Source organism: Stenotrophomonas sp. SMYL20, assembly GCF_036320045.1.
Classification (GTDB): Bacteria; Pseudomonadota; Gammaproteobacteria; order Xanthomonadales; family Xanthomonadaceae; genus Stenotrophomonas; species Stenotrophomonas maltophilia_A.
Window position 1 is genome coordinate 1 of the sequence record NZ_JAWIRT010000037.1, and the last position, 21603, is coordinate 21603.

The window sequence follows — 21603 nt, forward strand, 5'->3', positions numbered from 1 at the left end:
GATCTACCGTGTCGACCAAGGTCGACACCTACCAACAGCCGCGGGAATCTGTCGAAGGCGGGGTGGGTCGGATGGCGGGGGTGTGAGCCGCATGGATGCGGCGACCAAGCCTCCACGGACGGATTCACGGCGTCCCCCGCCATCCGACCCACCCCGCCAACCCGCAGCAATCCAGCTGTTGCTGTTGCTGTTGCCTCTGCAGGTGCAGGGCTGCAAGCCCTGCAAAGCAACTACGTCACCCAGCCTGCAATCACCAGCAGGGCGAGGATCGCCAGCCACAGCAGCAGCATCCGCCACACCAGGCTCATCGCATCCCGCAAGTCCGGCAACCGCTGCCACACCGGCAACAGCCCCGCCTCGGTGTAATCGTGCGCATCCTCGCGCAGCTCGGCATTGACGCTGGCCCGCGCCACCGCGCCGAGGAAACCGATGCCGCCCGCCAGGCGTTCGCCATGGGCCTGGCGCCAGGCCTTCCACGCCGTATCGAAGTTGCCCACCAGCGCCATCGAAAACGCCATCAGCTGCGCCACCGGCCACTCGATCAATCCCAACAGGCGCTGCGCCAGCGCCAGCGGCTCCACCGGCACGCGTGCACGCATCGGGCTCTCCGCCATCAGCGCCAGCAGCCGGTAACCCAGCGCACCGGCCGGGCCCAGCAGCAGGAACCAGAACAGCACCGCGAACCAGCGCCGCAGCGCGTTGAGTACGGTCGCCTCGACCAGTGACGGAATGTCCTCGCGCAGGCTGCCACCGGCCGCCTGCAGGTTGCGCACCGCGGCCTGGCGCGTCGCCGCGTCATCGGCATCGATGATCGCTTCGATATCGCGGTCCAGATCGCGCGGGCCCCAGCACCACGCCAGCACCGCCACGCCCAGCAGCAGCGACGGCAGGCCGAACAGCACCCCGCGCAGCAACCACGCCAGCAGCGCCATCAGCAACAGCGGCGGCAGCAGTGCCAGGGCAACGCCGGCCGGTCCCTGCCAGGCCTTGCCACCGCGCGCGTCCAGCCAGCCCAGCCAACGCCGGAAGCCGTCGAAACGGCGCAGCGAGGCGGCAGCGGCCGGGGCGACATGGCCCAGGGCCAGTGCCACCAGCACGGCGGCCAGAGTGGTGAACATGGCAGGTCTCCCTACGAAACAGAACGCTCGGCGTCGCTACCTTACCTGTCGCAGCGGCGCCCTCAGCGGTGAACCGGACTGTAACCCGGGCCGTGTTCAGGTGGCGGCAATACAGGCGCCACCGTCAGCCCCGCTCAGCCCTTCTGCTGCCGGTACCAGTGTTCGATCAGGCCGCGCGAAATCGAGATCGGCGGCGACAGGCGGATGCCCTGGCCATCGTCCTCCACATCGCGTGCCAGTGCCGCGCCGACCTCGTCGGCACTGAACCAGCGCGCATCTTCCAGCTCGCCATCCACGGTCGGCAGGTCATCCTGCGCCTGTGCACGGAAACCGATCATCAGCGCGCCCGGGAACGGCCACGGCTGCGAACCGAGGTACTGGCAGGCGGTCACCCGTACCTTGCTCTCCTCGTGCACTTCACGCACCACGGTCTGCTCGAAGGTCTCGCCGGGTTCGACGAAGCCGGCCAGCACCGAGTAACGCCGCGGTGCCCAGTTCGACTGCCGGCCCAGCAGCAACCGGCCCTGGTTTTCCACGGCGACGATCACGGCGGGGTCGACACGCGGGTAGTGCTCGGTGGCGCACTGCCCGCAGCGGCCGACGAAGCCACCACGGGCAAACGCCACGGCGCCGCCGCACACGCCGCAGAAGCGGGTGCGCGAGTGCCAGTAGGACATGCCGCGGGCATAACTGAAGGCGGTCGCATCGGCCATCGGCCACAGCAGTGCGGCCTGGCGCAGGTCGAGGCGGCGCGGGGCCGTGACGGTAACGTTGGCGGCTTCGACCGAGAACCAGGCCTGCTCGCCACGCAGGCCAAGGAAGATCGCGGCACCGGGGCCGCCGCCGATGTCGGCGCCGGTCAGCGCCAGCGGCTGGTCGTCATCGCCGGTGAAGGCGCTGCCGTCCTGATCGAGCACGAGAATGCGCGCGCCCGGCCACAGGCGCGCCAGTGCATCGGCATCGTCGCGCAGGGCATCGGCGCGCTCCAGCGGTTCGCCAACGAAAGCGAAACCGGAAAGCGGCGAAGGAGTATTGGGCATCCGGCAAGCGTGCCGCCAATCGATGCAGGTGGCAAGTTCGGCGCTGTGCGCAATCTGCCGGTGTGGGCGTGCAGGCACAGCATCCACGCATGGCGTGGATCTACTGAGGTGCCAACCTTGGTTGGCACATTCCGGCCACAGGCCTCTTACATGCTGAAGCTGCTGCCGCAGCCGCAGGTGGTCTTGGCGTTCGGGTTGCGGATCACGAACTGGGCACCGGTCAGGCTCTCGGTGTAGTCCACCTCGGCGCCCATCAGGTACTGCAGGCTCAGCGGGTCGACCAGCAGGGTCACTCCGCTGGTCTGTACCGCCAGGTCATCCTCGGCACGGTTCTCGTCGAACTCGAACCCGTACTGGAAGCCCGAACAGCCACCGCCTTCGATGTACACGCGCAGGGCCAGGTCGGGGTTGCCCTCTTCCTGGATCAGGGATTTGACCTTGGCGGCCGCCGACTCGGTGAAGTTCAGCGGGCGCTCCAGCGACTGGTAATCGGGCGCGGCAACCGGGGTGGCGCCGGGCAGGGAGACTAGCGTGCTCATGGTGTCAGCATGGGGGTGCCGACGATGGCTTTCAAGCCATCGCCTCGGCCAGCTTGCGGCGTGCGGCGGTGTCACCCTTGCCGCCATTGGCCTCATCACCTTCCGGGGCCGGCAGGGCCGCCATCGGGGCGCTGGCATGGATCAGGCGGCCGTTCAGCTGGGCACCCGCATTCATCTCCACCACCTGGTAATGGACGTTGCCATTGACCCGCGCGCTCGGGGTCAGTTCGACCTTCTCGGTGGCATGCACGTCGCCGTCCAGGCGGCCACTGATGACCACCACCTGGGCACGGATCTCACCTTCGATCACGCCATGCTCGGCGACCGTCAGGGTCGCGCCGCTGGCGCCTTCGGCGGCGATCACCTTGCCGTGGATGCGGCCTTCCACATACAGGCCACCACTGAATTCCACATCACCGCGGATCACCACCTGGTTGCCGATCAGGGCATCCACCACCAGCTGGCCTTCACGGTTGGATTTGCTGCTTCCGAACATCTGCCTACTCCCCTTTGGCGGCCGGCGCACCGGCCTGTTTCCAGTCGAATACCTGGGTGGTACCCCCCGTACCACTCCCCAATGTCACCCGCACGCGTTGCGGGGTGAAGTCAGCCGGCAGCATCACGCTGCCGGTGAGCTGCTGGAAGTACCGGAACGAGTAATCCTGTCCCGGTACCTTGCTGCGCTGGTGCAGATCATCCCAGCTGATCGTGGCCAGCTTGCCGTTCTTGACGCCTTCCACGGTGAAACGCATCTGCCCCTGGCTGATGGCGCCGCGGTTGAGGTTCTGTGTCAGCACGGCGGTGTACTGCCAGGTGCCGGCCGCTTCCGGGCTGAACTCGATCGAATGGGTGTTCAGGCCCTTGCGCTGGCTGGTCGAACCCACCAGGCGCTCATAGAAGGCAACGTCGGCACGCAGGCCGGCGATTTCCTCATCGCGTTCGGCCAGCGAGGACTGCACCTCGGTGTTGGCGGCGCGGCTGATGCGGTCGGAGGCTTCCAGCGTGGCCTGCTTCTGGCGCAGTTCGGTCAGCTGCGCCTGCAACGTCTCGGCGCGCTTCTCGGCGGCCTGCAGGCGCTGGCCCTGTGCATCGCGCGGCGTGGCCATCCAGCAGCCACCCAGCACGGCCAGCACCAGGCTGAGCAGCCAGATGCCGCCGATCACCAGCAGGCGGCGACGGTCGGCCGGCGGTTGCGGCGCGCCGGGCAGGCGAACCTGCACGCGCATGGGAGGACGGTTGGTCATGGGTGGATTCCGGGGCATCGCGAGGGCGACACCGGTACGGCCCCTGTGGCAAACGACGGGCTAGTGTATGACAGGACGGGTGGGTTTCCTGCGCAGTGGCGAGCCACCGTCTGTGGCGTTCAGGCATGCCATCGTCGATAGTGTGGTCCCCTGCACAGTTCCGTCGCCGGAGCATCGCCATGACCGAAGCCCACCTGTTCGTGATCGGCATCCTGCTGGCCTGGCTGGCCGGCATCCGCGTCTACCTCACCGTGTTCGGTGTCGGCCTGGCCGGCCTGCTCGGCTGGGTCGACCTGCCGCCGGCCCTGCAGGCCACGGAATCGTGGTGGGTGCTGGGCACCTCGGCAGCGCTGGCGGTGACCGAATTCTTCGCCGACAAGATTCCCGGCGTCGACTCGGCGTGGGATCTGGTGCAGACCCTGGCACGCGTACCCGCAGGGGCCTTCCTTGCCGCAGCCACGCTGTCGCCGGATGGGCAGCTGGGCACCGGCGCACTTGCTGCCGGTGCCGGTGTCGCGCTGGCCAGCCATGGCCTGAAGGCCGGCACCCGCGCCCTGCTCAATACCTCGCCCGAGCCTGCCAGCAACTGGGTGGCCTCCGCCGCCGAGGACACCGTGGTGGTCGGTGGCCTGGCCCTGGCCCTGGCACACCCGTGGATCGCGCTGATCGTGGTGCTGGCCTGCAGCCTGGCCGGCGCGCTGCTGGTGTGGCTGGTCTGGCGCGCCCTGTGGAAGGGCGTGCGCTGGCTGGCACGCAGTGCGTCGCCCGACAGTCCACGCCAGCCCGGTACCGGTTGATCGCCGGGCTTGTCGCATAATGGACGCGAACACCAGGAGCACCGATGGCCGCAAACGAATCCCCCGCGGGCGCCCGCCCGGGACGCGCTGAAACCCCTCCGGCCGATCATTGGCAACGCTGGACCGCTGAACCGGCGAGCGCGGTCGCCGCAGCGCCGGCCGCGGTTCCGCCGCTGGCCGCCTCCGACGCACCCGCATCGATCGGCAGCGCACCGCCGCCGCTTCCCGGCCCGGCCGTGCTGGCCGAGGCTGGCAACAACGACCAGGCGCCGCCGCCCTCCGATTCGCCCTACCGCGTGCTGATCGTCGAGGACGACCGCGCGCAGGCCCTGTTCGCACAGAGCGTGCTGCATGGTGCCGGCATGCAGGCGATCGTGCACAGCGATGCCGACGGCGCGCTGCAGGCGATCAAGGAGCATCGGCCCGACCTGATCCTGATGGACCTGCACCTGCCCGGCCTGGACGGCATGCGCCTGACCGCGCTGATCCGCCAGCAGCCTGGCCTGCAGTTGCTGCCGATCGTGTTCCTGAGCGGCGATCCGGACCCGGAACGCCAGTTCGAGGTGCTCGACAGCGGCGCCGACGATTATCTGAGCAAGCCGATCCGCCCCCGCCACCTGATCGCCGCCGTGGCCAACCGCATCCGCCGCGCACGTGCGCAGGCAGCGACCCTGCCTGGTGCTACCGGCGCACCGGCCACCAGCAATCCGGAAACCGGCCTGCCGACACGTCACCACGTGCTGCAGCAACTCAACGCCACCCTCACCCATCGCGACCGGGGCGGCGTGTTCTTCATTGAAGTGGCCAGCGCGCTGGGCCTGCGCGAACGCTATGGCTACGCCGCCTTCGAGCGCCTGATGGTGCAGGCCGGGCAGCGCCTGGCCGAGGCCGGCCATCCGCACCTGCTGGCACGCCTGAACGACAACAGCTTCCTGCTGCTGGCCCGCAATACCGATGAAGACAGCCTGGAAAGCATCGCCGCGACCCTGCGTGAGCAGCTCTCGGCGCGCGCCTTCGTGATCCGCGATGATGAATCGGTGCATCTGCGCGGCGTGGTGGGTTACGCGCCGCTGTCGCCGGGCTTCGACGATGCCAACGCTGCACTGGAAGCGGTCGAGCGCACCACCCTGCAGGCACGCCTGCTCAGCGCCGGCGTGGCGGGCCACGTGCATCGCCAGGCCGTCACCGAACAGGAACACCTGGCACTGCTGGAAGGCCAGCTGGAGCTGGCCTATCAGCCGATCGTCGCCGTCGCCGGTGGCAACACCGCGCAGTACCAGCTGCTGCTGCGCCTGCGCCAGGCCGACGGCACGGTGCTGGCGGCCGGCCAGGTGATTCCCGCCGCCGAAGCGGCAGGCCGCATCGCCGACCTCGACCAGCAGGTGATGGACCATGCGCTGGGCCTGCTGGACCTGTACAGGCACGCAACGCAACCGCTGAACCTGTTCGTTTCGCAGTCGCTGCGCACCCTGCAGCGCGATGCCTTTGGCGACTGGCTGCTGGAATCACTGCAGCAGCGTGACCTGCCCGGCAGTGCGCTGGTGATCGACGTGCGCCTGCCCGACGCGCTGATCCACACCGTGCCGCTGCAGCAGTTCTGCCAGCGCATGGCCGGCGCCGGCGTGCGCTTCTGCCTGAGCCAGTTCGAACCCAGTGGCGAAGCCGATGCACTGCTGACCCAGCTGCCGCTGTCGTTCGTGCGCATGGCCGCGCGTTTCTCCAGCAGCCATTCCAACCCGGCCACGCGCGAGGAACTGCGCAAGGCGATCGAACAGGCGCATGCCGCCGGGCTGCAGATCATCGGCCAGCAGATCGAGGACCCGCAGGCCGCGGCAGCGATGTGGGTCGGCGGCGTCGATTACATCCAGGGCAACATGGTGCAGTCGGCCGGCAGTGACCTGAACTTCGACTTCCACAACGCGGTGCTCTGAGGTGCCGCTGTGGGGCGTGCTGCTGGTTGCCCTTGCTGCGGCCGTCGCACTGCTGCTGTTGGGCATGCGCCTGCGCGCGCGCAGCCGGGCACTGGCCCAGCTGCAGCGCGAGCACAGCGCGCTGGCCGCCGAGCGCGACCAGCTGCGCCATACCACCGAACGCCAGGGCCAGCTGGAACAGCAGCTGCTGCAGGCCAAGCAGGCCGCCGAAGCGGCCGTGCTGGCCAAGGGCGAGTTCCTGGCCACGATGAGCCACGAGATCCGCACGCCGCTCAACGGCATCCTGCCGATGCTGGAGCTGATCGCGCGCGGGCCGCTGGGTGAGGACCAGCGGCAGATGCTGGCCACCGCTTCGGCCAGTTCACAGCAGCTGCTGCGCATCGTCGACGACATCCTCGACTACTCCCGGCTGGAAGCGCAGGCGCTGGAACTGGAGATCACCAGCTTCAACCTGCGCGACCTGCTCGATGGCGTGGTGCAGCTGATGCAGCGCGCCGCCGATGCCAAGGGCCTGTCCCTGGCCCTGCAGCTTGACCCATCGGTGCGCCTGCCGGTGCGCGGCGACCCGGTACGCCTGCGCCAGGTGCTGAGCAACCTGCTGGCCAACGCCATCAAGTTCACCGCCCGCGGCCAGGTGCAGCTGCGCGTGCAGCGCCTGGGCGAAGGTGCGGCCCAGCACCAGCTGCGCTTCGAGATCATCGACACCGGCATCGGCATCGATGAGGCACTGCAGGCACGCCTGTTCCAGTCCTTCAGCCAGGCCGATGCCTCGACCACGCGCATCTACGGTGGCACCGGCCTGGGCCTGGCCATCTGCAAGCGCATCATCGACCTGATGCACGGGCAGATCGGCGTGCAGTCCACGCCCGGCCAGGGCGCAACGTTCTGGTTCGAGATCCCGCTGCTGAAAGTACCCGGCGACCTGCCTGCGATGGCGCGCGCCCCCGCAGCGCTACTGTTGTTCAGCGCCGATGCAACGCTGCAGGCACGCATCGAGCGCATCGCCGCCCACCATGGGCTGCAGGTGCAGGTGCTGGCACAGCTGGATGCCGTGGTCGAGCGCCTGCGCGCTCCCGCGCGGCCCGGACAACCGGCACCGGCATGGCTGATTGTCGATTCCCGCACCCGCCGCAACGGCGAGGTCACGCTGCAGCAGGCGCTGGCCGAGCGCGGCGACGATGATGCACTGCAGGTACTGTGGCTGCAGGAAGACACGCCTGCACAACGCCCGCGCCAACGCCAGCTGCTCCCGCATTTCGATGATGCAGCCCTGCATGCACTGCTGGCGGCGCCTGCCACGCCTGCCCGCCCTGCCGCCCTGCTGGCCAATGCCGAAGACGGCTTGCCCGCACCGACGCTGCCGCCATTGCACCTGCGCGTGCTGCTGGTGGAAGACAACACGGTCAACCGGATGGTGGCCGAGCATCTGCTGCGCGTGTTCCAGTGCGAGGTGCGCAACGCCGCCGACGGCAAGCAGGCACTGGCCGCCCTTCGCGAAGGCGGCGTGGACGTGGTGCTGATGGATTGCCAGATGCCGGTGCTGGACGGCTACGCCGCCACGCGCCGCTGGCGTGCGGAAGAAACGGAAACCGGGTGCTCGCGGTTGCCGATCATCGCGATGACGGCCAACGCCATGGCCGGTGACCGCGAACGCTGCCTGCAGGCCGGCATGGACGATTACCTGTCCAAGCCGATCGCGCGCGCCACCTTGCATGCGCTGTTGAAGCGCTGGGGGGGCGGTAGAGCTGCATCACCTGCACGGCCTTCTGTAGAGCCGAGCCATGCTCGGCTGACGGCCAATAGCAGTCGCGCTCCATCAGCCGAGCATGGCTCGGCTCTACAAGACGATGACAGCCGAGTCGGCTCCAAGCCACAGCCGGTGCTGGACCGTGATGTGCTGGACGAACTGCAGGCGGTGATCGGCGATACCGCCCTCCAGATCGTCTCGGTGTTCCTGGAGGATGCGCCGGCGATGGTGCAGCAGCTGCAGCAGGCCGCGCAGAGCAGCGACGAGCCGCGACTGCAGGCAATCGCCCACAGCCTTAAATCATCGAGTGCGAACGTGGGGGCGTTGTCGCTGTCGGCAATCGCGCAGCGGATCGAGCACGAAGCCCGTAGTGGCAGCCTGCAGCGCCCCGCAGTGGCGGTGGCGCTGCTGGTTGCCGAATTCGCCCGGGCGCGCGTGGCGCTGACGGGCTACCTGGCACAGCATCGGTAGCGTCGAGCTTGCTCGACCATCGCCATGCTGATCACAGTCGAGCAAGCTCGACGCTACGTCACTCTTCCAGCTTGCTGAGCAGGTACTTCGGCTCGCCGATACGCTCGATCAGGTCGAGCTGGGTTTCCAGCCAGTCGATGTGCTCTTCTTCCGAGTCGAGGATCTTCACGAACAGCTGGCGGCTGACGTAGTCGCCCACCGAATCGGAGTAGGCCACGGCCTCGCGCAGGGTCACTACGCCGTCGCGCTCCAGCGACAGGTCGCACTGCAGGATCTCGGTCGGGTTCTCGCCGATGCGCAGCTTGCCCAGCGCCTGGAAATTCGGCAGGCCTTCGAGGAACAGGATGCGGTCGGCAAGCATGTCGGCATGCTTCATCTCGTCGATCGATTCCTTGTACTCGTGTTCGGCCAGCTCCTTGATGCCCCAGTTCTTCAGCATCTTGGCGTGCAGGAAGTACTGGTTGATCGCGGTCAGCTCGTTGTAGAGGACCTTGTTGAGGAATTCGATGACCTTGGTGTCGCCCTTCATGGGGGTGCTCCTGCACGCTGAAAACGCAGGCACTTTAACGCCTTGCGCGCGGCCGTGAAGGAACGCGAATCGTGCGCATTGGCCTGTGCGGCCGCACGTGAAGGATGCGAAAGCGCGGCGTCAACGCGCCGCGAAAGAGACGATCAGGCGACCTGGGCCAGACCGAGGACCGGCAGCGGCAGATCGTGGGTGGCACGCGCCTTGGCCAGCAGATCGCCGGCCATGTCCAGGCAGGAACCGCAGGTGGCACCACAACCGGTACGCATGGTCAGTTCGGCCACCGTGCTGACGCCATGGCTGGCGGCTTCGCGGATCTGGTGGTCGGTGACTCCGTTGCAGATGCAGACGTACACAGGCGTGAACCGGGCTGACAGGCCAAGAGTGGCCTGTTGGCTATTCCAATGGAAACGAGAATGGTTGTCAATCAGAGACCTGAACCATTCTCGATACGGTTCAGCCGGTCACGTGGCCGGACCATCGCCGGTGGCCTTCTTCGGCCAGTAGCCGCGGGTCCGTGGGCGCTTGCGTGGGCGGTCATGCCCGGCGGTATGGCCCGGCATCCAGGCCTCCGCAGCGCTCTTGGGCATGGCGGTCACGCCCTGCCCGGCCACCCCGCGCGCCAACGGCGCCAGATGTCGCAAGGCGCGCGCATAGACGCCACGCTTGAACATCACCACGTGCTCCACCGGGTACCAGAAGTCCACCCAGCGCCAGTGGTCAAACTCGGGTGAGTCGGTGTGGTCCAGCTTCACGTGGGACTCGTCGCCGGTCAGGCGCAGCAGGAACCAGACCTGCTTCTGGCCGATGCAGACCTGCCGCTCGTTGCGGCGGATGGCCCGCGCCGGCAGCTTGTAACGCAGCCAGCCGGGCGTTGCCCCGAGCACTTCCACGTGCTCAGGCAGCAGGCCGGTCTCTTCCTGCAGTTCACGATACATGGCCTCGACAGGCGTCTCGTCGGTATTCATGCCACCCTGCGGGAACTGCCAGCCGTCCCGGCGCACACGTCGTGCCCAGAACACCTGGCCGTCCTGCCGCATCAGCACAATGCCGACGTTCGGTCGATAGCCGTCCGGATCGATCACGATGCGGACTCCTAAAAAATCTACTGGTCGGGACTATCCCATGCCGCCTGTCGGCCCACAAGCACGATACAAAAGTGTTGACAGGGGCGATACACATCCGCAGAATAGCGGGCTCACCAAGGCTATGTAGCTCAGCCGGTTAGAGCACAGCACTCATAATGCTGGGGTCGGTGGTTCGAGTCCACCCATAGCCACCACACTGAAAATCAAGTTGTTTTTCAGCGTGAAAAGTGAGAAAATAGTTGCACGTTTTGCCCCGTCGCCAAGCGGTAAGGCACCTGACTCTGACTCAGGCATTCGGTGGTTCGAATCCATCCGGGGCAGCCAAATTAAAAGCAAAAGGCCAGATCGAAAGATCTGGCCTTTTGCTTTTAATTTGGTCGCGCATTCCACCTTATCCCCGCGCCTGTCGGCGCACCCCCTTGAACAACAAGGGGGCTCTTCTCCAGACAGAGACCGGGGTCAGGCATGCGGACCACGGGTAGTGCCGGCCGCTGGCCGGCAACCAGGAAATCCACGACCCCAGAACGACAAAAGCCCGGCCGAAGCCGGGCTTTTGCTTGTCCAACCAGCGGGCTCCCGAAGGAGCCCAACCAGGCGCGGTAAATCAGCGCTTGGAGAACTGGGTGGCGCGGCGGGCCTTGTGCAGACCGACCTTCTTACGCTCGACTTCACGGGCGTCACGGGTCATGAAGCCAGCCTTGCGCAGCTCGGACTTCAGGGTTTCGTCGTACTCGACCAGAGCACGGGCGATGCCCAGACGGATCGCACCGGCCTGGCCGGTGGTGCCGCCGCCAGCGGCGGTGACCAGGATGTCGAAGCTTTCGGTGTTCTTGGTCAGCTCGAGCGGCTGGCGCACGATCATGCGCGCGGTCTCACGACCGAAGAACTCGTCCAGCGGACGGCCATTGACGGTGATGTTGCCCGAACCCTTGCGCAGGAACACGCGAGCGGTGGAGGACTTGCGGCGGCCAGTGCCGTAGTTTTGAGTGATAGCCATGATTAGATATCCAGAACCTGCGGCTGCTGTGCGGCGTGCGGATGCTCAGTGCCGGCGTAGACCTTGAGCTTGCGGTACATCTGGCGACCCAGCGGGCCCTTCGGCAGCATGCCCTTCACGGCGATCTCGATCACGCGCTCCGGGTGGCGCTCCAGCGCCTGTGCCAGGGATTCGGTCTTCAGGTTGCCGATGTAACCGGTGAAACGGTGATACATCTTGTCCTGCAGCTTCTTGCCGGTGACGGCAATCTTTTCTGCATTGATGACGACCAGGTAGTCGCCGGTATCAACGTGCGGGGTGTAGACCGGCTTGTGCTTGCCACGCAGACGGCGGGCCAGCTCGGTGGCGAGACGGCCCAGGGTCTTGCCCTCGGCGTCGACGAGGTACCAGTCGCGCTGGACGGTCTCGTTCTTGGCAGTGAAAGTGCTCATGAAGAACTCTAGGTTAGGTCGGGCTCATTGCGGCGAAAGGCTCGCCGGAACTCTGCCACGCGTTGTGAAAAGGTGAAGCGTAAGAGGCGGGATTGTACGCAGGTCAGCCCCCCGTTGCAAGCCGGCCCTTGACCGGGTTGGCAGGGGGACGGGGTCGGGCGAGAATCGCGGGGTCTTCCGCCCCACCGTGTACCGCCATGACCGTGCTCCGCCAGATCACCCCGCTGGACCACCTGCTGACCGAGGCGCAGCGCGCCCTGGACACGGTGTTCGGCAACCCGCCGGCGGCCCGCCCCTATCCGGCTGCGGACACCGACGAGCCGGGCATGGACAGCACCGAACGCCGCCACGCGGCCGGCCTGATGCGGATCAACCACGTCGGCGAGGTCTGCGCACAGGGCCTTTACTTCGGCCAGGCGGCCGTGGCCCGCGACCCGGCCACGCGTGAACACCTGCTGGAAGCGGCCCAGGAAGAAACCGACCACCTGGCCTGGTGCGCCACCCGCCTGGGCGAACTGGACAGCCGTCCGAGCCTGTTCAACCCGCTCTGGTACGCCGGCAGCTACACCATCGGCACCCTGGCCGGGCTGCGCGGCGACGGCTGGAACCTGGGCTTCGTGGTCGAGACCGAGCGCCAGGTGGAAGCCCATCTGGACGAGCACCTGGTCGACCTGCCGGCCGGCGACCTGCGCAGCCGCGCGGTCATCGCCGTGATGAAGGAAGACGAGGCCCGCCATGCGGACCACGCCGAGCAGGCCGGCGCACGCCGCCTGCCGTTCCCGATCCCGGGCGTGATGGCACTGGCCTCCAGGGTGATGAAGACCATCGCCTACCGCATTTGACCGGGGCGCCCCACCAACGGTGGGGGCCTACCCAAGGGCACGGTGGGCCCGACGGTGGGGCCCGACCGTTGGTCGGGCCGCCTTAGTTGGGCGAGACCAGCTTCAGGCCGATCACACCAGCCACGATCAGGCCCACGCAGGCCAGGCGGGCCGGCGATGCGCTGTCGTTGAACAGGTAGATGCCCAGCACCGCCACGCCCATGGCGCCGATACCGGTCCAGATCGCGTAGGCAGTACCGACCGGGATGCTCTTCATCGCCTGGCTCATCAGGTACAGGCTGATCAGCGCGGACACGACCGTGGCAGCGGTGGGAAGGGGTTTGCTGAAGCCTTCGGAGTACTTCATTCCGAGGGCGAAACCGATCTCGAACAGGCCGGCCAGCAGCAGGTAGATCCAGGGCATGGGTGGGGGCTCCTTACCTTTTTTGAGAAAAACGAAACGGCCCGGTGTTTTCACACCGGGCCGTGGGTCGGTACATCACCGTGGAACTGTAACGCGTGCGGGGCACTGGTTCCACGGGGCGGGTCGTCCCGCCTGGGCGGCGATGCCTGCGGGCATCGCACATGGGGCTTACTCGGACAGGTTCCGGCCGTGGAACAGCTCTTCGATCTCGCGCTTGAGCAGCGCTTCGATCTTCATGCGTTCCTTGAACGACAGGTTCTTGGCCTTTTCCTCGAAGAGGTACTGGTCCAGGTCGAAGTCCTTCAGGTGCATCTTCGTGTGGAAGATGTTTTCCTGATAGACGTTGACGTCGAACATCTCGTAACGCGACTTGATGTTCTTGGCCAGGAAGTTCTGGATCGAGTTGATCTTGTGATCGATGTAGTGCTTCTTGCCCTTCACATCGCGGGTGAAGCCACGGACGCGGTAGTCCATGATCACGATGTCCGACTCGAGGCTTTCGATCAGGTAGTTCAACGCCTTCAACGGCGAAATGACGCCGCAGGTGGCCACGTCGATGTCGGCGCGGAAGGTGGCGATACCTTCCTGCGGGTGCGTTTCCGGATAGGTGTGCACGGTGATGTGCGACTTGTCCATGTGCGCGACCACGGCATCGGAGATCAGCTCCTTGCCGGCCTGCTTCTTGTCGATCACCGGTTCTTCGGAGATCAGGATGGTCACCGAGGCACCCTGCGGATCGTAGTCCTGGCGGGCCACGTTCAGGATGTTGGCGCCGATGATCTCGGCGACATCGGTCAAGATTTGAGTCAGCCTGTCGGCGTTGTACTCTTCATCGATGTATTCAATGTAACGCTGACGCTCCTCTTCGGTGCGCGCGTAACACACGTCATAGATGTTGAAGCTCAGCGCCTTGGTGAGGTTGTTGAAACCCTGCAGCCTCAGGCGAGGCAACGGCTTGACCACGGCGGTCGATTCCTGTGTAAGAAGGGAAAGGGGGAATTATGGGGCAAACTGTCCCCGGGGGGAACGTGAAGAGCGCTCACATCTGGCACACTGTTTGCCCTTAACAATTGCGCTGGTTAAGCTCCGCTATCGACCCCGTGAATCCGTTCATGCGCAGAGGGAGCGCTCCTATCGTGTCAACCGTGCGCCTAGCTAGCAGTCCACTGGCCCTGGATATCGCCACAATCGATCGTTTCCTGGCGCACAGCCACAGGCGGCGATACCCCACCCGTACCGACGTCTTCCGACCCGGTGACCCGGCGGGAACCCTGTATTACGTCATCAGCGGCTCGGTTTCGATCATGGCCGAGGAAGATGACGATCGCGAGCTGGTGCTGGGCTACTTCGGTGCCGGCGAGTTCGTCGGCGAGATGGGCCTGTTCGTTGAATCGGACCGCCGCGAGGTGATCCTGAGGACCCGTACCGCCTGCGAGCTGGCCGAAATCAGCTACGAGCGCCTGCACCAGCTGTTCCTCGGCCCGCTGTCGGCCGATGCCCCGCGCCTGCTCTACGCGCTGGGCCAGCAGATCTCCAAGCGCCTGCTCGACACCAGCCGCAAGGCCAGCCGCCTGGCATTCCTGGACGTTACCGACCGGATCGTGCGCACCCTGCACGACCTGGCGCAGGAGCCGGAGGCGATGAGCCATCCGCAGGGCAGCCAGCTGCGCGTCTCGCGCCAGGAACTGGCCCGCCTGGTCGGCTGCTCGCGCGAAATGGCCGGCCGCGTGCTGAAGAAGCTGCAGACCGATGGCCTGTTGCACGCCCGCGGCAAGACCGTGGTGCTGTACGGCACCCGTTGATCGTTGAGCACCCGGTGGGTGCGGACCTTGGTCCGCACTCTTTCACGCGCTAGGCTCGGTGCATGGAACTGAGCAGCGCATTCTGGTGGTTCATCCTCATCGGCCTGGGCGCCCAGCTGGTGGACGGCGCGCTGGGCATGGCGTTCGGCCTCGTGTCGTCGTCGGTGATGCTGGCCATGGGCATTCCGCCCGCGCAGGCCAGTGCAGCCATCCACACCGCCGAGGTGTTCACTACTGGCGCCTCCGGCGTGTCGCATCTGGTCGCCGGCAATGTCGATAAGCGCCTGTTCCTGCGCCTGGCGCTGCCCGGCGCCGTAGGCGGCGCCGTGGGTGCCTACGGCCTGACCCAGCTGCCCGGCGAGGTGATCCGCCCGCTCATCTACCTGTACCTGCTGGTGCTGGCCATCATCATCCTGGCACGTGCCGCCGGCCGCCTGATGCCCAAGGGCGAGGTCAAGCGGGTGCCCGTGCTGGGCTTCGTGGCCGGCTTCCTGGATGCCAGCGGCGGGGGCGGCTGGGGGCCGGTGGCCACCTCCACCCTGCTGGCCCGCGGCGGCCAGGCACGCACCACCATCGGCACGGTGAACGCGGCCGAGTTTGTGGTCACCCTGACAGTTTCAGCAACGTTCCTGCTGTCGATGGGGCTGCATCACCTGCAGATCGTGGCCGGCCTGCTGATCGGCGGCATGATGGCCGCGCCGGTGGCCGCACTGCTGGTGAAGCGCCTGAAGGAGCGCTGGGTGCTGGTGGCCGTGGGCGTGTTGGTGCTGGGCATCAGCCTGTTCCAGATCGGGCATGCGCTGACCGGGTATCTGGCGCGCTGACTGCTCACCGGGCGCAGGACCATTTGCCGGCCAGCGGCCGGCACTACCGGGACGGAGAAGGGTAGTGCCGGCCGCGGGCCGGCAGATCCGTCACCGTGCGGCGAGGTCAGGCCTTGTCGCCGCCGCGGTCCACGCAGCCCCAGTTGAGGATGCGGGTGCCGGCCGGCAGCACGCGGCGGAAGAAGTCCACCCTGCCCGGCTTCGGGTTCACCACCACCGGCGCCTTGGCGGCCAGCAGCAACGGCAGGTCGGCGGTGCTGTCTGAGTAGGCGATATCGATGTCGCCGTAGCCGCGCTCGCGCAGCATGCGCATCTTCTCTTCGTTGTGGCAGTGGCGGGTCGGGCCGACGCCACCCAGCCGTGGGCCGACCTCGGTGCCGATCACCGGTACGTCCTGGTGGGCGACGAAGGCCAGGATCGCGCGTGCCAGCTCTGGTGGCGCGCCCGTGGCAACCACCACGCGGTCACCCTTGGCCCGGTGCGCGGCGAACACCTCCAGCGCCTGTGGCAGCAGCTTGGCGCGCATCTGCGCCTCGTTGCGCAGCACATAGGCGTCGATGACCTTATTGAAATCGCGCGCACGGTGCAGGCCGAAGCTGCCGATCCACACATAGACCGAAATGCCGGTACGGCGGGTCGGCAGCAGCGCCACCATCGGCCCGGCGATCGGCGTGACCAGCAGCGCCGCCAGCATGCGCAGCGGGTTGCGCTTGATCAGCGAAGCGAACAGGTGAGTACCCGAATCGCCATCGTAGAGGGTGTGGTCGAAATCGAAGACCACCAGCGGCGCATCGTCGCGCGGCGTCGGATAATGCGTTTTCATGCCGCGAAGAATAGCTGACGCAGGCCCTCGCCCGGCTCTTCCACGCGCATGAAGGCTTCGCCCACCAGGAACGAGTGGATGCCGGCATCGCGCATCAGCGCCACGTCCTGCGGACCGAGGATGCCGCTCTCGGTGACCAGCAGGCGATCGCGCGGCACCGCCTTCTGCATGTCCAGCGTGGTCTGCAGCGACACCTCGAAGGTGCGCAGGTTGCGGTTGTTGATGCCGATCATCGGTGCCGGTACCTGCAGCGCACGCTCCAGCTCGTCGATGTCGTGCACTTCCACCAGTACGTCCATGCCCAGCGACATCGCCAGTTCGGACAGCGTGGCCAACTGCGTGTCGTCCAGCGCAGCGACGATCAGCAGGATGCAGTCGGCACCCAGCACGCGCGCCTCGTACACCTGGTAGGCGTCGATCACGAAGTCCTTGCGCAGCACCGGCAGCGTGCAGGCCTCACGGGCCTGCTGCAGGTAGGCATCGGCACCCTGGAAGAAGTCCACATCGGTCAGCACCGACAGGCAGCTGGCGCCGCCGAACTCATAGCTGACGGCGATGTCGGCTGGGCGGAAATCCGGGCGGATCACACCCTTGGACGGGCTGGCCTTCTTCACCTCGGCGATCACCGCCGGGTCGCCGTTGGCCACTGCCGCCTGCAGCGCGCGCACGAAGCCACGTACCGGCGGGGCGCTGGCCACGGCGGCCTGCAGGTCCTCGAGGGGACGCTGGGCACGGCGCTGGGCCACTTCTTCGGCCTTGCGGGCCAGGATCGTCTGCAGGATGTCGCTCATCGTCTTCGATTCGGTGCGGGGGCGGTGAGGACGGCCATTATCGGCCATCAAGAGGGTCAGGCTGAACCGCGCGCTCAGGCAACCAGCGCGCGGGTGGTCTCTACATACTGCTGCAGGCGCTGGCGGGCGCTGCCGTTGGCGATGGCGGCACGGGCACGGGCCAGGCCGTCGCCGATGTCGCTGGCCACGCCGGCCACGTACAGCGCGGCGCCGGCGTTCAGGGCCACGATGTCCAGCGCCGGACCGGGCTGGTTGTCCAGCACGGCGCGCAGCATGGCAATGGACTGCTCCGGGCCATCCACGCGCAGGTTGCGGCTGGCCGACATGGCGATGCCGAAGTCTTCCGGGTGGATCTCGTACTCGCGTACCTTGCCGTCGCGCAGCTCGCCCACCAGGGTACCGGCGCCCAGCGAGATCTCGTCCATGTTGTCGCGGCCCCAGACCACCATGGCGCGCTCGGTGCCCAGCTCGCGCAGCACGCGTGCCTGGATACCCACTAAATCCGGGTGAAACACGCCCATCAGCACCGACGGTGCGCTGGCCGGGTTGGTCAGCGGGCCAAGGATGTTGAAGATGGTACGCACGCCCATCTCGCGGCGGACCGGCGCGACCACCTTCATCGACGGGTGATGGATCGGCGCGAACATGAAACCGATGCCGGTCTGTTCGATGGCCGCGGCCACCTGCGCCGGCTGCAGCTCGATGGCCGCACCCAGTGCTTCGACTGCATCGGCGCTGCCGGACTTGGACGACACGCTGCGGTTGCCATGTTTGGCCACGCGCGCACCGGCCGCAGCGGCGACGAACATCGCGCAGGTGGAGATGTTGAAGGTGTGCGAGCCATCGCCGCCGGTGCCGACGATGTCGACCAGATGGGTGGTATCGGCCACCGGCACCGCCAGCGCGAATTCACGCATGACCGTGGCCGCAGCGGCGATCTCGTCGATGGTTTCCTTCTTCACGCGCAGGCCGGTGAGGATGGCGGCAGTCATCATCGGCGACACGTCGCCGCGCATGATCTGCCGCATCAGGTCGACCATTTCGTCGAAGAAGATTTCGCGGTGTTCGATGGTGCGTTGCAGGGCTTCCTGGGGGGAGAAGCTCATGGGAATGCTCCTTGGATCAGGCGGCCGGACGCTGCAGGAAATTGCGCAGCAGGGCATGGCCGTGTTCGGTGAGGATGGATTCGGGGTGGAACTGCACGCCTTCCACCGGGAACTGGCGGTGGCGCAGGCCCATGATCTCTTCGATCGAGCCGTCGTCGTTCTCGGTCCAGGCGGTCACTTCCAGCACATCGGGCAGGCTGTTCTTGTCCACCACCAGCGAGTGGTAGCGGGTGGCCTGGTAACGGTCCGGCAGGCCGGCGAACACGCCCTTGCCTTGATGGCGGATGGGCGAGGTCTTGCCATGCATGATGTTGCCGGCGCGGATGACCGTACCGCCGTAGACCTGGCCGATGCCCTGGTGGCCCAGGCACACGCCGAGGATCGGCGTGGTCGGGCCCAGGCGCTGGATGAGTTCCAGCGACACGCCCGCTTCGTTGGGCGTGCACGGGCCGGGCGAGATGACGATGCGTTCGGGCTTCTGCGCGGCAATCTCATCCACGCTCATCGCATCGTTGCGCACCACCTTCACCTCGGCGCCCAGCGTCTGCAGGTACTGCACGAGGTTGTAGGTGAAGCTGTCGTAGTTGTCGATCATCCACAACATGGTCAGGTTCCGTCGCTTATCAGGAAAATGGCGTATACGTTTTCGGTGTAGGTGATGGGGCCGGCTTCGATGGATTCGCGCAGGCGTGAGCCGGTGGTCTCGATCATGTCCATCTGCGCCGCAGGTGACGGCGGCGATGGCGGTGTCACCATGTCGTCGCTTCTGGGCCAATTGCCCGCCTGCACGCCATAGGCGAAGTTCGGCGCCACATCGGAGATGCTGTACAGCCCGCGCAGCTTCGTGCCGTAGGCATTGGCAAGGCCCTGCGCGGATTGGCGCGTCGACGCGGCGGCCTCACCCTTGAGTTCGCGCCGCAGCGCCACTTCGCCCGAGTAGGTCGGGGCCACGCTGCTGACCTGCAGGTTCTCGTTGGCCTTCAGTGCACCCAGCACGTCCTGCATCGCCTTCACGCTGGCGAAGCTGGCACGCAGCTGGCGCGACACGCGGGTGCCGACGAAGACCTGCCGGTTCTGCTCATAGCGCGTGGCCGGGCCGATCCGCAGATTGTCCGCACGCACGCTGCCCTCCACCGCCTTGTGCTGCTTGAACAGCGCCAGCACGCGCGCGACGTTGTCCTGCACGCGGCGGCGCGCGGCGTCGGCATCCATGTCGGTCTCTTCGATGTTCAACTGCAGGCCGAACCGGTCCGGCATCACCTCGCGGCGCGCCTCGCCCTTCACCAGCAGGTGCGGCTGCGAGGGAATGGTATTGGCCTGCGCCCACGCAGACGGGGCCATCGTGGCCAGCAGTGACGACCACAGCAATGCGCTCAGCAGCTTCATGCGGTACTCCTTGTCTTGAACGGGAACGGCGGAACGACCACGGCGCAGCGACCGTGGCGAGGCAGGCTTACAGGCCCTTGGCGGCCTGGGCGACGGCGCGGAACAGCGCGCGGCCCTTGTTCATCGTCTCGTCCCATTCCTTGTCCGGGTCCGAGTCGTAGACGATGCCGGCGCCGGCCTGCACATACAGGCGGCCGTCCTTGATCACGGCGGTGCGGATCGCGATCGCGGTATCGGCATCGCCGTGCCAGCCGATGTAGCCGATGCTGCCGGCGTAGACATTACGCTTGATCGGTTCCAGCTCGCGGATCACTTCCAGCGCGCGGATCTTCGGCGCACCGCTGACCGTGCCGGCCGGGAAGGTGGCACGCAGCACGTCGGCATAGCTCAGGCCCGGCTGCAGCTGCCCGGTCACTTCGCTGACGATGTGCATGACGTGGCTGTAGCGCTCGATCACGAACTGCTCGCCCACTTCCACGGTGCCGGCCTTGGACACGCGACCGGCATCGTTGCGGCCGAGGTCGATCAGCATCAGGTGCTCGGCGCGCTCCTTCGGATCGGCCAGCAGCTCGGCTTCCAGCGCCAGATCCTGTTCGACAGTGGCACCGCGCGGCCGGGTGCCAGCGATCGGACGCACCGTCACTTCGCCATCCTGCAAACGCACCAGGATTTCCGGCGAGGAACCGACCACCTGCAGGTCGCCGACATCAAGGAAATACATGTAGGGCGACGGGTTCAGTGCACGCAGCGCACGGTACACATCCACCGGGCGCGCCTTGAACGGCACGCTCAGGCGCTGGCTCAGCACCACCTGGAAGATGTCGCCGGCACGGATGTATTCCTTGCTGCGCTGGACCGCATCGACGAAGCCTTCGCGGGTGAAACCGGAGACGAAATCGGACTCGTCCAGCACGTCGCTGTTGAGCGGTGCGGGATAACCAGCCCCCGGTGCGCGCAGCTTGGCGGTCAATGCATCCAGGCGTGCCTGGGCCTGCTCGAAGGCACCCTCGACACGCGGGTCGGCATGCACGATCAGGTACAGCCGGCCCTTGAGGTTGTCGAACACCGCCAGCTCGTTGGAATCCAGCAGCAGGATGTCCGGCGTGCCCAGCTCATCGCGGCCAGCCGGCGGGGCCAGGCGCGGCTCGATGTAGCCGATGCACTCGAAGCCGAACCAGCCAACCAGGCCACCGGTGAAGCCCGGCAGGCCGTCCAGCTTGGGCACCGAGTGGGCGCTGCGCAGCGCCTCGACTTCGGCGAACGGGTCGGCCACCTCGCGGCTGTCCACCACCTGGCCGTCTTCGCGCACGGTCAGCGTGTGGCCATGGAAGGCGTACACGCGGCGCGCCGGCAGGCCGATGATCGAGTAACGACCAAAGCGCTCGCCGCCTTCGACGGATTCAAACAGGTAGGTATTGGGGCCGTCGGCGAGCTTCAGATAGACCGAAAGCGGCGTGTCCAGGTCGGACAGCACTTCACGGACGACGGGAATATGGGTGTGGCCTTCAGCGGCCTGCAGCTGAAACTGAGCGTGCGAGTTCAAGACGACTTTCCTTCCGGGACACAGCGTTATGGGGGCGGACGACGGCAACGGGCCACCATCGCCACCAACGGCGTGCGGAAGAAAGGGTATGCGGGGTCGTCAGGCTGGACACCCCTTGACTGTATCGCAGCCGGGGCGGGAGGGGAACCCCGTC

24 protein-coding genes and 2 tRNA genes are annotated in these 21603 nt (G+C 66.7%); 8 read left to right on the forward strand and 18 right to left on the reverse strand.

Annotated features, from left to right (window positions below):
* Positions 1 to 230: 230 nt before the first annotated feature.
* The 5 genes from ampE to V3B48_RS19825 all read right to left on the reverse strand — a co-directional run bounded on the left by ampE (position 231) and on the right by V3B48_RS19825 (position 3941).
* Positions 231 to 1118 carry a regulatory signaling modulator protein AmpE gene (gene ampE, locus V3B48_RS19805; RefSeq protein ID WP_329894288.1) on the reverse strand — a complete coding sequence of 296 codons (888 nt, stop codon included), beginning with the start codon at positions 1116 to 1118 and terminating at the stop codon, positions 231 to 233.
* A 134-nt stretch (positions 1119 to 1252) separates the two neighbouring features.
* Entirely contained in the window at positions 1253 to 2158 is a 906-nt protein-coding gene (gene nudC / locus V3B48_RS19810) for an NAD(+) diphosphatase (protein ID WP_032127201.1), read from the reverse strand.
* A 146-nt stretch (positions 2159 to 2304) separates the two neighbouring features.
* Entirely contained in the window at positions 2305 to 2697 is a 393-nt protein-coding gene (gene erpA, locus V3B48_RS19815) for an iron-sulfur cluster insertion protein ErpA (RefSeq protein ID WP_005419789.1), read from the reverse strand.
* A 31-nt stretch (positions 2698 to 2728) separates the two neighbouring features.
* Positions 2729 to 3193, reverse strand: coding sequence for a polymer-forming cytoskeletal protein (locus V3B48_RS19820; protein WP_006398829.1), 465 nt, complete (start codon positions 3191 to 3193; stop codon positions 2729 to 2731).
* Between the two features lie 4 nt (positions 3194 to 3197).
* The gene (locus V3B48_RS19825) at positions 3198 to 3941 is read right to left on the reverse strand and encodes a DUF6776 family protein (protein ID WP_019336613.1); all 744 of its coding nucleotides are present in this window, start codon (positions 3939 to 3941) and stop codon (positions 3198 to 3200) included.
* Between the two features lie 179 nt (positions 3942 to 4120).
* On the opposite strand from V3B48_RS19825, the gene V3B48_RS19830 reads away from it, so the two are divergent.
* From V3B48_RS19830 to V3B48_RS19840, 3 genes are read left to right on the forward strand one after another with little or no spacing between them, the layout of a single operon-like run.
* Positions 4121 to 4738 carry a DUF4126 domain-containing protein gene (locus tag V3B48_RS19830; RefSeq protein WP_049461254.1) on the forward strand — a complete coding sequence of 206 codons (618 nt, stop codon included), beginning with the start codon at positions 4121 to 4123 and terminating at the stop codon, positions 4736 to 4738.
* Between the two features lie 44 nt (positions 4739 to 4782).
* Positions 4783 to 6669, forward strand: a complete 1887-nt coding sequence (locus V3B48_RS19835; protein ID WP_329894289.1) for an EAL domain-containing protein — start codon at positions 4783 to 4785, stop codon at positions 6667 to 6669.
* 1 nt (position 6670) lies between these two features.
* A complete protein-coding gene (locus V3B48_RS19840; protein WP_329894290.1) occupies positions 6671 to 8887 on the forward strand; it encodes an ATP-binding protein in 2217 nt (738 codons plus the stop codon).
* Between the two features lie 58 nt (positions 8888 to 8945).
* Here the strand turns inward: V3B48_RS19840 and bfr are convergent, their stop codons facing one another.
* From bfr to V3B48_RS19855, 3 genes are all read right to left on the reverse strand, one after another.
* The gene (gene bfr / locus V3B48_RS19845; RefSeq protein ID WP_005419804.1) at positions 8946 to 9416 is read right to left on the reverse strand and encodes a bacterioferritin; all 471 of its coding nucleotides are present in this window, start codon (positions 9414 to 9416) and stop codon (positions 8946 to 8948) included.
* Positions 9417 to 9559: 143 nt separating this feature from the next.
* Positions 9560 to 9769, reverse strand: a complete 210-nt coding sequence (locus tag V3B48_RS19850; RefSeq protein ID WP_005411309.1) for a bacterioferritin-associated ferredoxin — start codon at positions 9767 to 9769, stop codon at positions 9560 to 9562.
* Positions 9770 to 9877: 108 nt separating this feature from the next.
* Positions 9878 to 10498 carry an RNA pyrophosphohydrolase gene (locus V3B48_RS19855; protein ID WP_032127170.1) on the reverse strand — a complete coding sequence of 207 codons (621 nt, stop codon included), beginning with the start codon at positions 10496 to 10498 and terminating at the stop codon, positions 9878 to 9880.
* A gap of 120 nt (positions 10499 to 10618) precedes the next feature.
* On the opposite strand from V3B48_RS19855, the gene V3B48_RS19860 reads away from it, so the two are divergent.
* Positions 10619 to 10695: transfer RNA gene (locus tag V3B48_RS19860), tRNA-Met, on the forward strand.
* Between the two features lie 55 nt (positions 10696 to 10750).
* Positions 10751 to 10825, forward strand: a tRNA-Gln gene (locus V3B48_RS19865).
* Between the two features lie 280 nt (positions 10826 to 11105).
* Here V3B48_RS19865 and rpsI read toward each other — a convergent pair.
* On the reverse strand, positions 11106 to 11498 hold the full coding sequence (rpsI, locus tag V3B48_RS19870; RefSeq protein WP_005411311.1) for a 30S ribosomal protein S9: 393 nt from the start codon (positions 11496 to 11498) through the stop codon (positions 11106 to 11108).
* 2 nt (positions 11499 to 11500) lie between these two features.
* Positions 11501 to 11929 carry a 50S ribosomal protein L13 gene (gene rplM, locus V3B48_RS19875; protein WP_005414692.1) on the reverse strand — a complete coding sequence of 143 codons (429 nt, stop codon included), beginning with the start codon at positions 11927 to 11929 and terminating at the stop codon, positions 11501 to 11503.
* 197 nt (positions 11930 to 12126) lie between these two features.
* Here rplM and coq7 point away from each other — a divergent pair, with 197 nt between their 5' ends.
* Positions 12127 to 12771 carry a 2-polyprenyl-3-methyl-6-methoxy-1,4-benzoquinone monooxygenase gene (gene coq7 / locus V3B48_RS19880; RefSeq protein ID WP_329894291.1) on the forward strand — a complete coding sequence of 215 codons (645 nt, stop codon included), beginning with the start codon at positions 12127 to 12129 and terminating at the stop codon, positions 12769 to 12771.
* A gap of 82 nt (positions 12772 to 12853) precedes the next feature.
* Here coq7 and sugE read toward each other — a convergent pair whose 3' ends face one another.
* Both sugE and speD read right to left on the reverse strand, forming a co-directional pair.
* Positions 12854 to 13174 carry a quaternary ammonium compound efflux SMR transporter SugE gene (gene sugE, locus V3B48_RS19885; RefSeq protein ID WP_005411314.1) on the reverse strand — a complete coding sequence of 107 codons (321 nt, stop codon included), beginning with the start codon at positions 13172 to 13174 and terminating at the stop codon, positions 12854 to 12856.
* Between the two features lie 168 nt (positions 13175 to 13342).
* Positions 13343 to 14137, reverse strand: coding sequence for an adenosylmethionine decarboxylase (gene speD / locus V3B48_RS19890; RefSeq protein WP_006473908.1), 795 nt, complete (start codon positions 14135 to 14137; stop codon positions 13343 to 13345).
* Between the two features lie 149 nt (positions 14138 to 14286).
* Between speD and crp the strand changes: the two genes are divergently transcribed.
* A complete protein-coding gene (gene crp / locus V3B48_RS19895; RefSeq protein WP_010482649.1) occupies positions 14287 to 14976 on the forward strand; it encodes a cAMP-activated global transcriptional regulator CRP in 690 nt (229 codons plus the stop codon).
* 62 nt (positions 14977 to 15038) lie between these two features.
* The gene (locus V3B48_RS19900; protein ID WP_014038735.1) at positions 15039 to 15800 is read left to right on the forward strand and encodes a sulfite exporter TauE/SafE family protein; all 762 of its coding nucleotides are present in this window, start codon (positions 15039 to 15041) and stop codon (positions 15798 to 15800) included.
* 106 nt (positions 15801 to 15906) lie between these two features.
* Here V3B48_RS19900 and V3B48_RS19905 read toward each other — a convergent pair whose 3' ends face one another.
* From V3B48_RS19905 to trpE, 6 genes are all read right to left on the reverse strand, one after another.
* Positions 15907 to 16623, reverse strand: a complete 717-nt coding sequence (locus V3B48_RS19905) for a haloacid dehalogenase-like hydrolase (protein WP_032127168.1) — start codon at positions 16621 to 16623, stop codon at positions 15907 to 15909.
* Positions 16620 to 17414 (reverse strand): indole-3-glycerol phosphate synthase TrpC, encoded by a 795-nt coding sequence (gene trpC, locus V3B48_RS19910; protein ID WP_049401666.1) that lies wholly within the window; start codon positions 17412 to 17414, stop codon positions 16620 to 16622. The genes V3B48_RS19905 and trpC overlap by 4 nt, the downstream gene beginning before the upstream one ends.
* Positions 17415 to 17488: 74 nt before the next feature.
* Positions 17489 to 18520, reverse strand: a complete 1032-nt coding sequence (gene trpD, locus V3B48_RS19915; RefSeq protein ID WP_049401667.1) for an anthranilate phosphoribosyltransferase — start codon at positions 18518 to 18520, stop codon at positions 17489 to 17491.
* 16 nt (positions 18521 to 18536) lie between these two features.
* Positions 18537 to 19124, reverse strand: coding sequence for an aminodeoxychorismate/anthranilate synthase component II (locus V3B48_RS19920; RefSeq protein ID WP_049424046.1), 588 nt, complete (start codon positions 19122 to 19124; stop codon positions 18537 to 18539).
* 2 nt (positions 19125 to 19126) lie between these two features.
* Positions 19127 to 19906, reverse strand: a complete 780-nt coding sequence (locus tag V3B48_RS19925; RefSeq protein ID WP_049461246.1) for an SIMPL domain-containing protein — start codon at positions 19904 to 19906, stop codon at positions 19127 to 19129.
* A gap of 67 nt (positions 19907 to 19973) precedes the next feature.
* Positions 19974 to 21449: an anthranilate synthase component I gene (gene trpE / locus V3B48_RS19930; RefSeq protein ID WP_329894292.1), complete on the reverse strand. Its 1476-nt coding sequence runs from the start codon at positions 21447 to 21449 to the stop codon at positions 19974 to 19976.
* Between the last annotated feature and the right edge of the window lie 154 nt (positions 21450 to 21603).

Excerpts from the sequence above, each read along its gene's own strand:
- ampE (WP_329894288.1), bottom strand. The coding sequence starts at position 1,118 with ATGTTCACCACTCTGGCCGCCGTGCTGGTGGCACTGGCCCTGGGCCAT.
- V3B48_RS19830 (WP_049461254.1), top strand. The coding sequence starts at position 4,121 with ATGACCGAAGCCCACCTGTTCGTGATCGGCATCCTGCTGGCCTGGCTG.
- sugE (WP_005411314.1), bottom strand. The coding sequence starts at position 13,174 with ATGCCCTGGATCTACCTGCTGCTGGCCGGCCTGTTCGAGATCGGTTTC.
- crp (WP_010482649.1), top strand. The coding sequence starts at position 14,287 with ATGCGCAGAGGGAGCGCTCCTATCGTGTCAACCGTGCGCCTAGCTAGC.
- V3B48_RS19900 (WP_014038735.1), top strand. The coding sequence starts at position 15,039 with ATGGAACTGAGCAGCGCATTCTGGTGGTTCATCCTCATCGGCCTGGGC.
- trpD (WP_049401667.1), bottom strand. The coding sequence starts at position 18,520 with ATGAGCTTCTCCCCCCAGGAAGCCCTGCAACGCACCATCGAACACCGC.
- V3B48_RS19820 (WP_006398829.1), bottom strand. The coding sequence starts at position 3,193 with ATGTTCGGAAGCAGCAAATCCAACCGTGAAGGCCAGCTGGTGGTGGAT.
- V3B48_RS19925 (WP_049461246.1), bottom strand. The coding sequence starts at position 19,906 with ATGAAGCTGCTGAGCGCATTGCTGTGGTCGTCACTGCTGGCCACGATG.
- nudC (WP_032127201.1), bottom strand. The coding sequence starts at position 2,158 with ATGCCCAATACTCCTTCGCCGCTTTCCGGTTTCGCTTTCGTTGGCGAA.
- rplM (WP_005414692.1), bottom strand. The coding sequence starts at position 11,929 with ATGAGCACTTTCACTGCCAAGAACGAGACCGTCCAGCGCGACTGGTAC.
- V3B48_RS19825 (WP_019336613.1), bottom strand. The coding sequence starts at position 3,941 with ATGACCAACCGTCCTCCCATGCGCGTGCAGGTTCGCCTGCCCGGCGCG.
- rpsI (WP_005411311.1), bottom strand. The coding sequence starts at position 11,498 with ATGGCTATCACTCAAAACTACGGCACTGGCCGCCGCAAGTCCTCCACC.
- V3B48_RS19920 (WP_049424046.1), bottom strand. The coding sequence starts at position 19,124 with ATGTTGTGGATGATCGACAACTACGACAGCTTCACCTACAACCTCGTG.
- erpA (WP_005419789.1), bottom strand. The coding sequence starts at position 2,697 with ATGAGCACGCTAGTCTCCCTGCCCGGCGCCACCCCGGTTGCCGCGCCC.
- V3B48_RS19835 (WP_329894289.1), top strand. The coding sequence starts at position 4,783 with ATGGCCGCAAACGAATCCCCCGCGGGCGCCCGCCCGGGACGCGCTGAA.
- V3B48_RS19905 (WP_032127168.1), bottom strand. The coding sequence starts at position 16,623 with ATGAAAACGCATTATCCGACGCCGCGCGACGATGCGCCGCTGGTGGTC.
- coq7 (WP_329894291.1), top strand. The coding sequence starts at position 12,127 with ATGACCGTGCTCCGCCAGATCACCCCGCTGGACCACCTGCTGACCGAG.
- trpC (WP_049401666.1), bottom strand. The coding sequence starts at position 17,414 with ATGAGCGACATCCTGCAGACGATCCTGGCCCGCAAGGCCGAAGAAGTG.
- bfr (WP_005419804.1), bottom strand. The coding sequence starts at position 9,416 with ATGAAGGGCGACACCAAGGTCATCGAATTCCTCAACAAGGTCCTCTAC.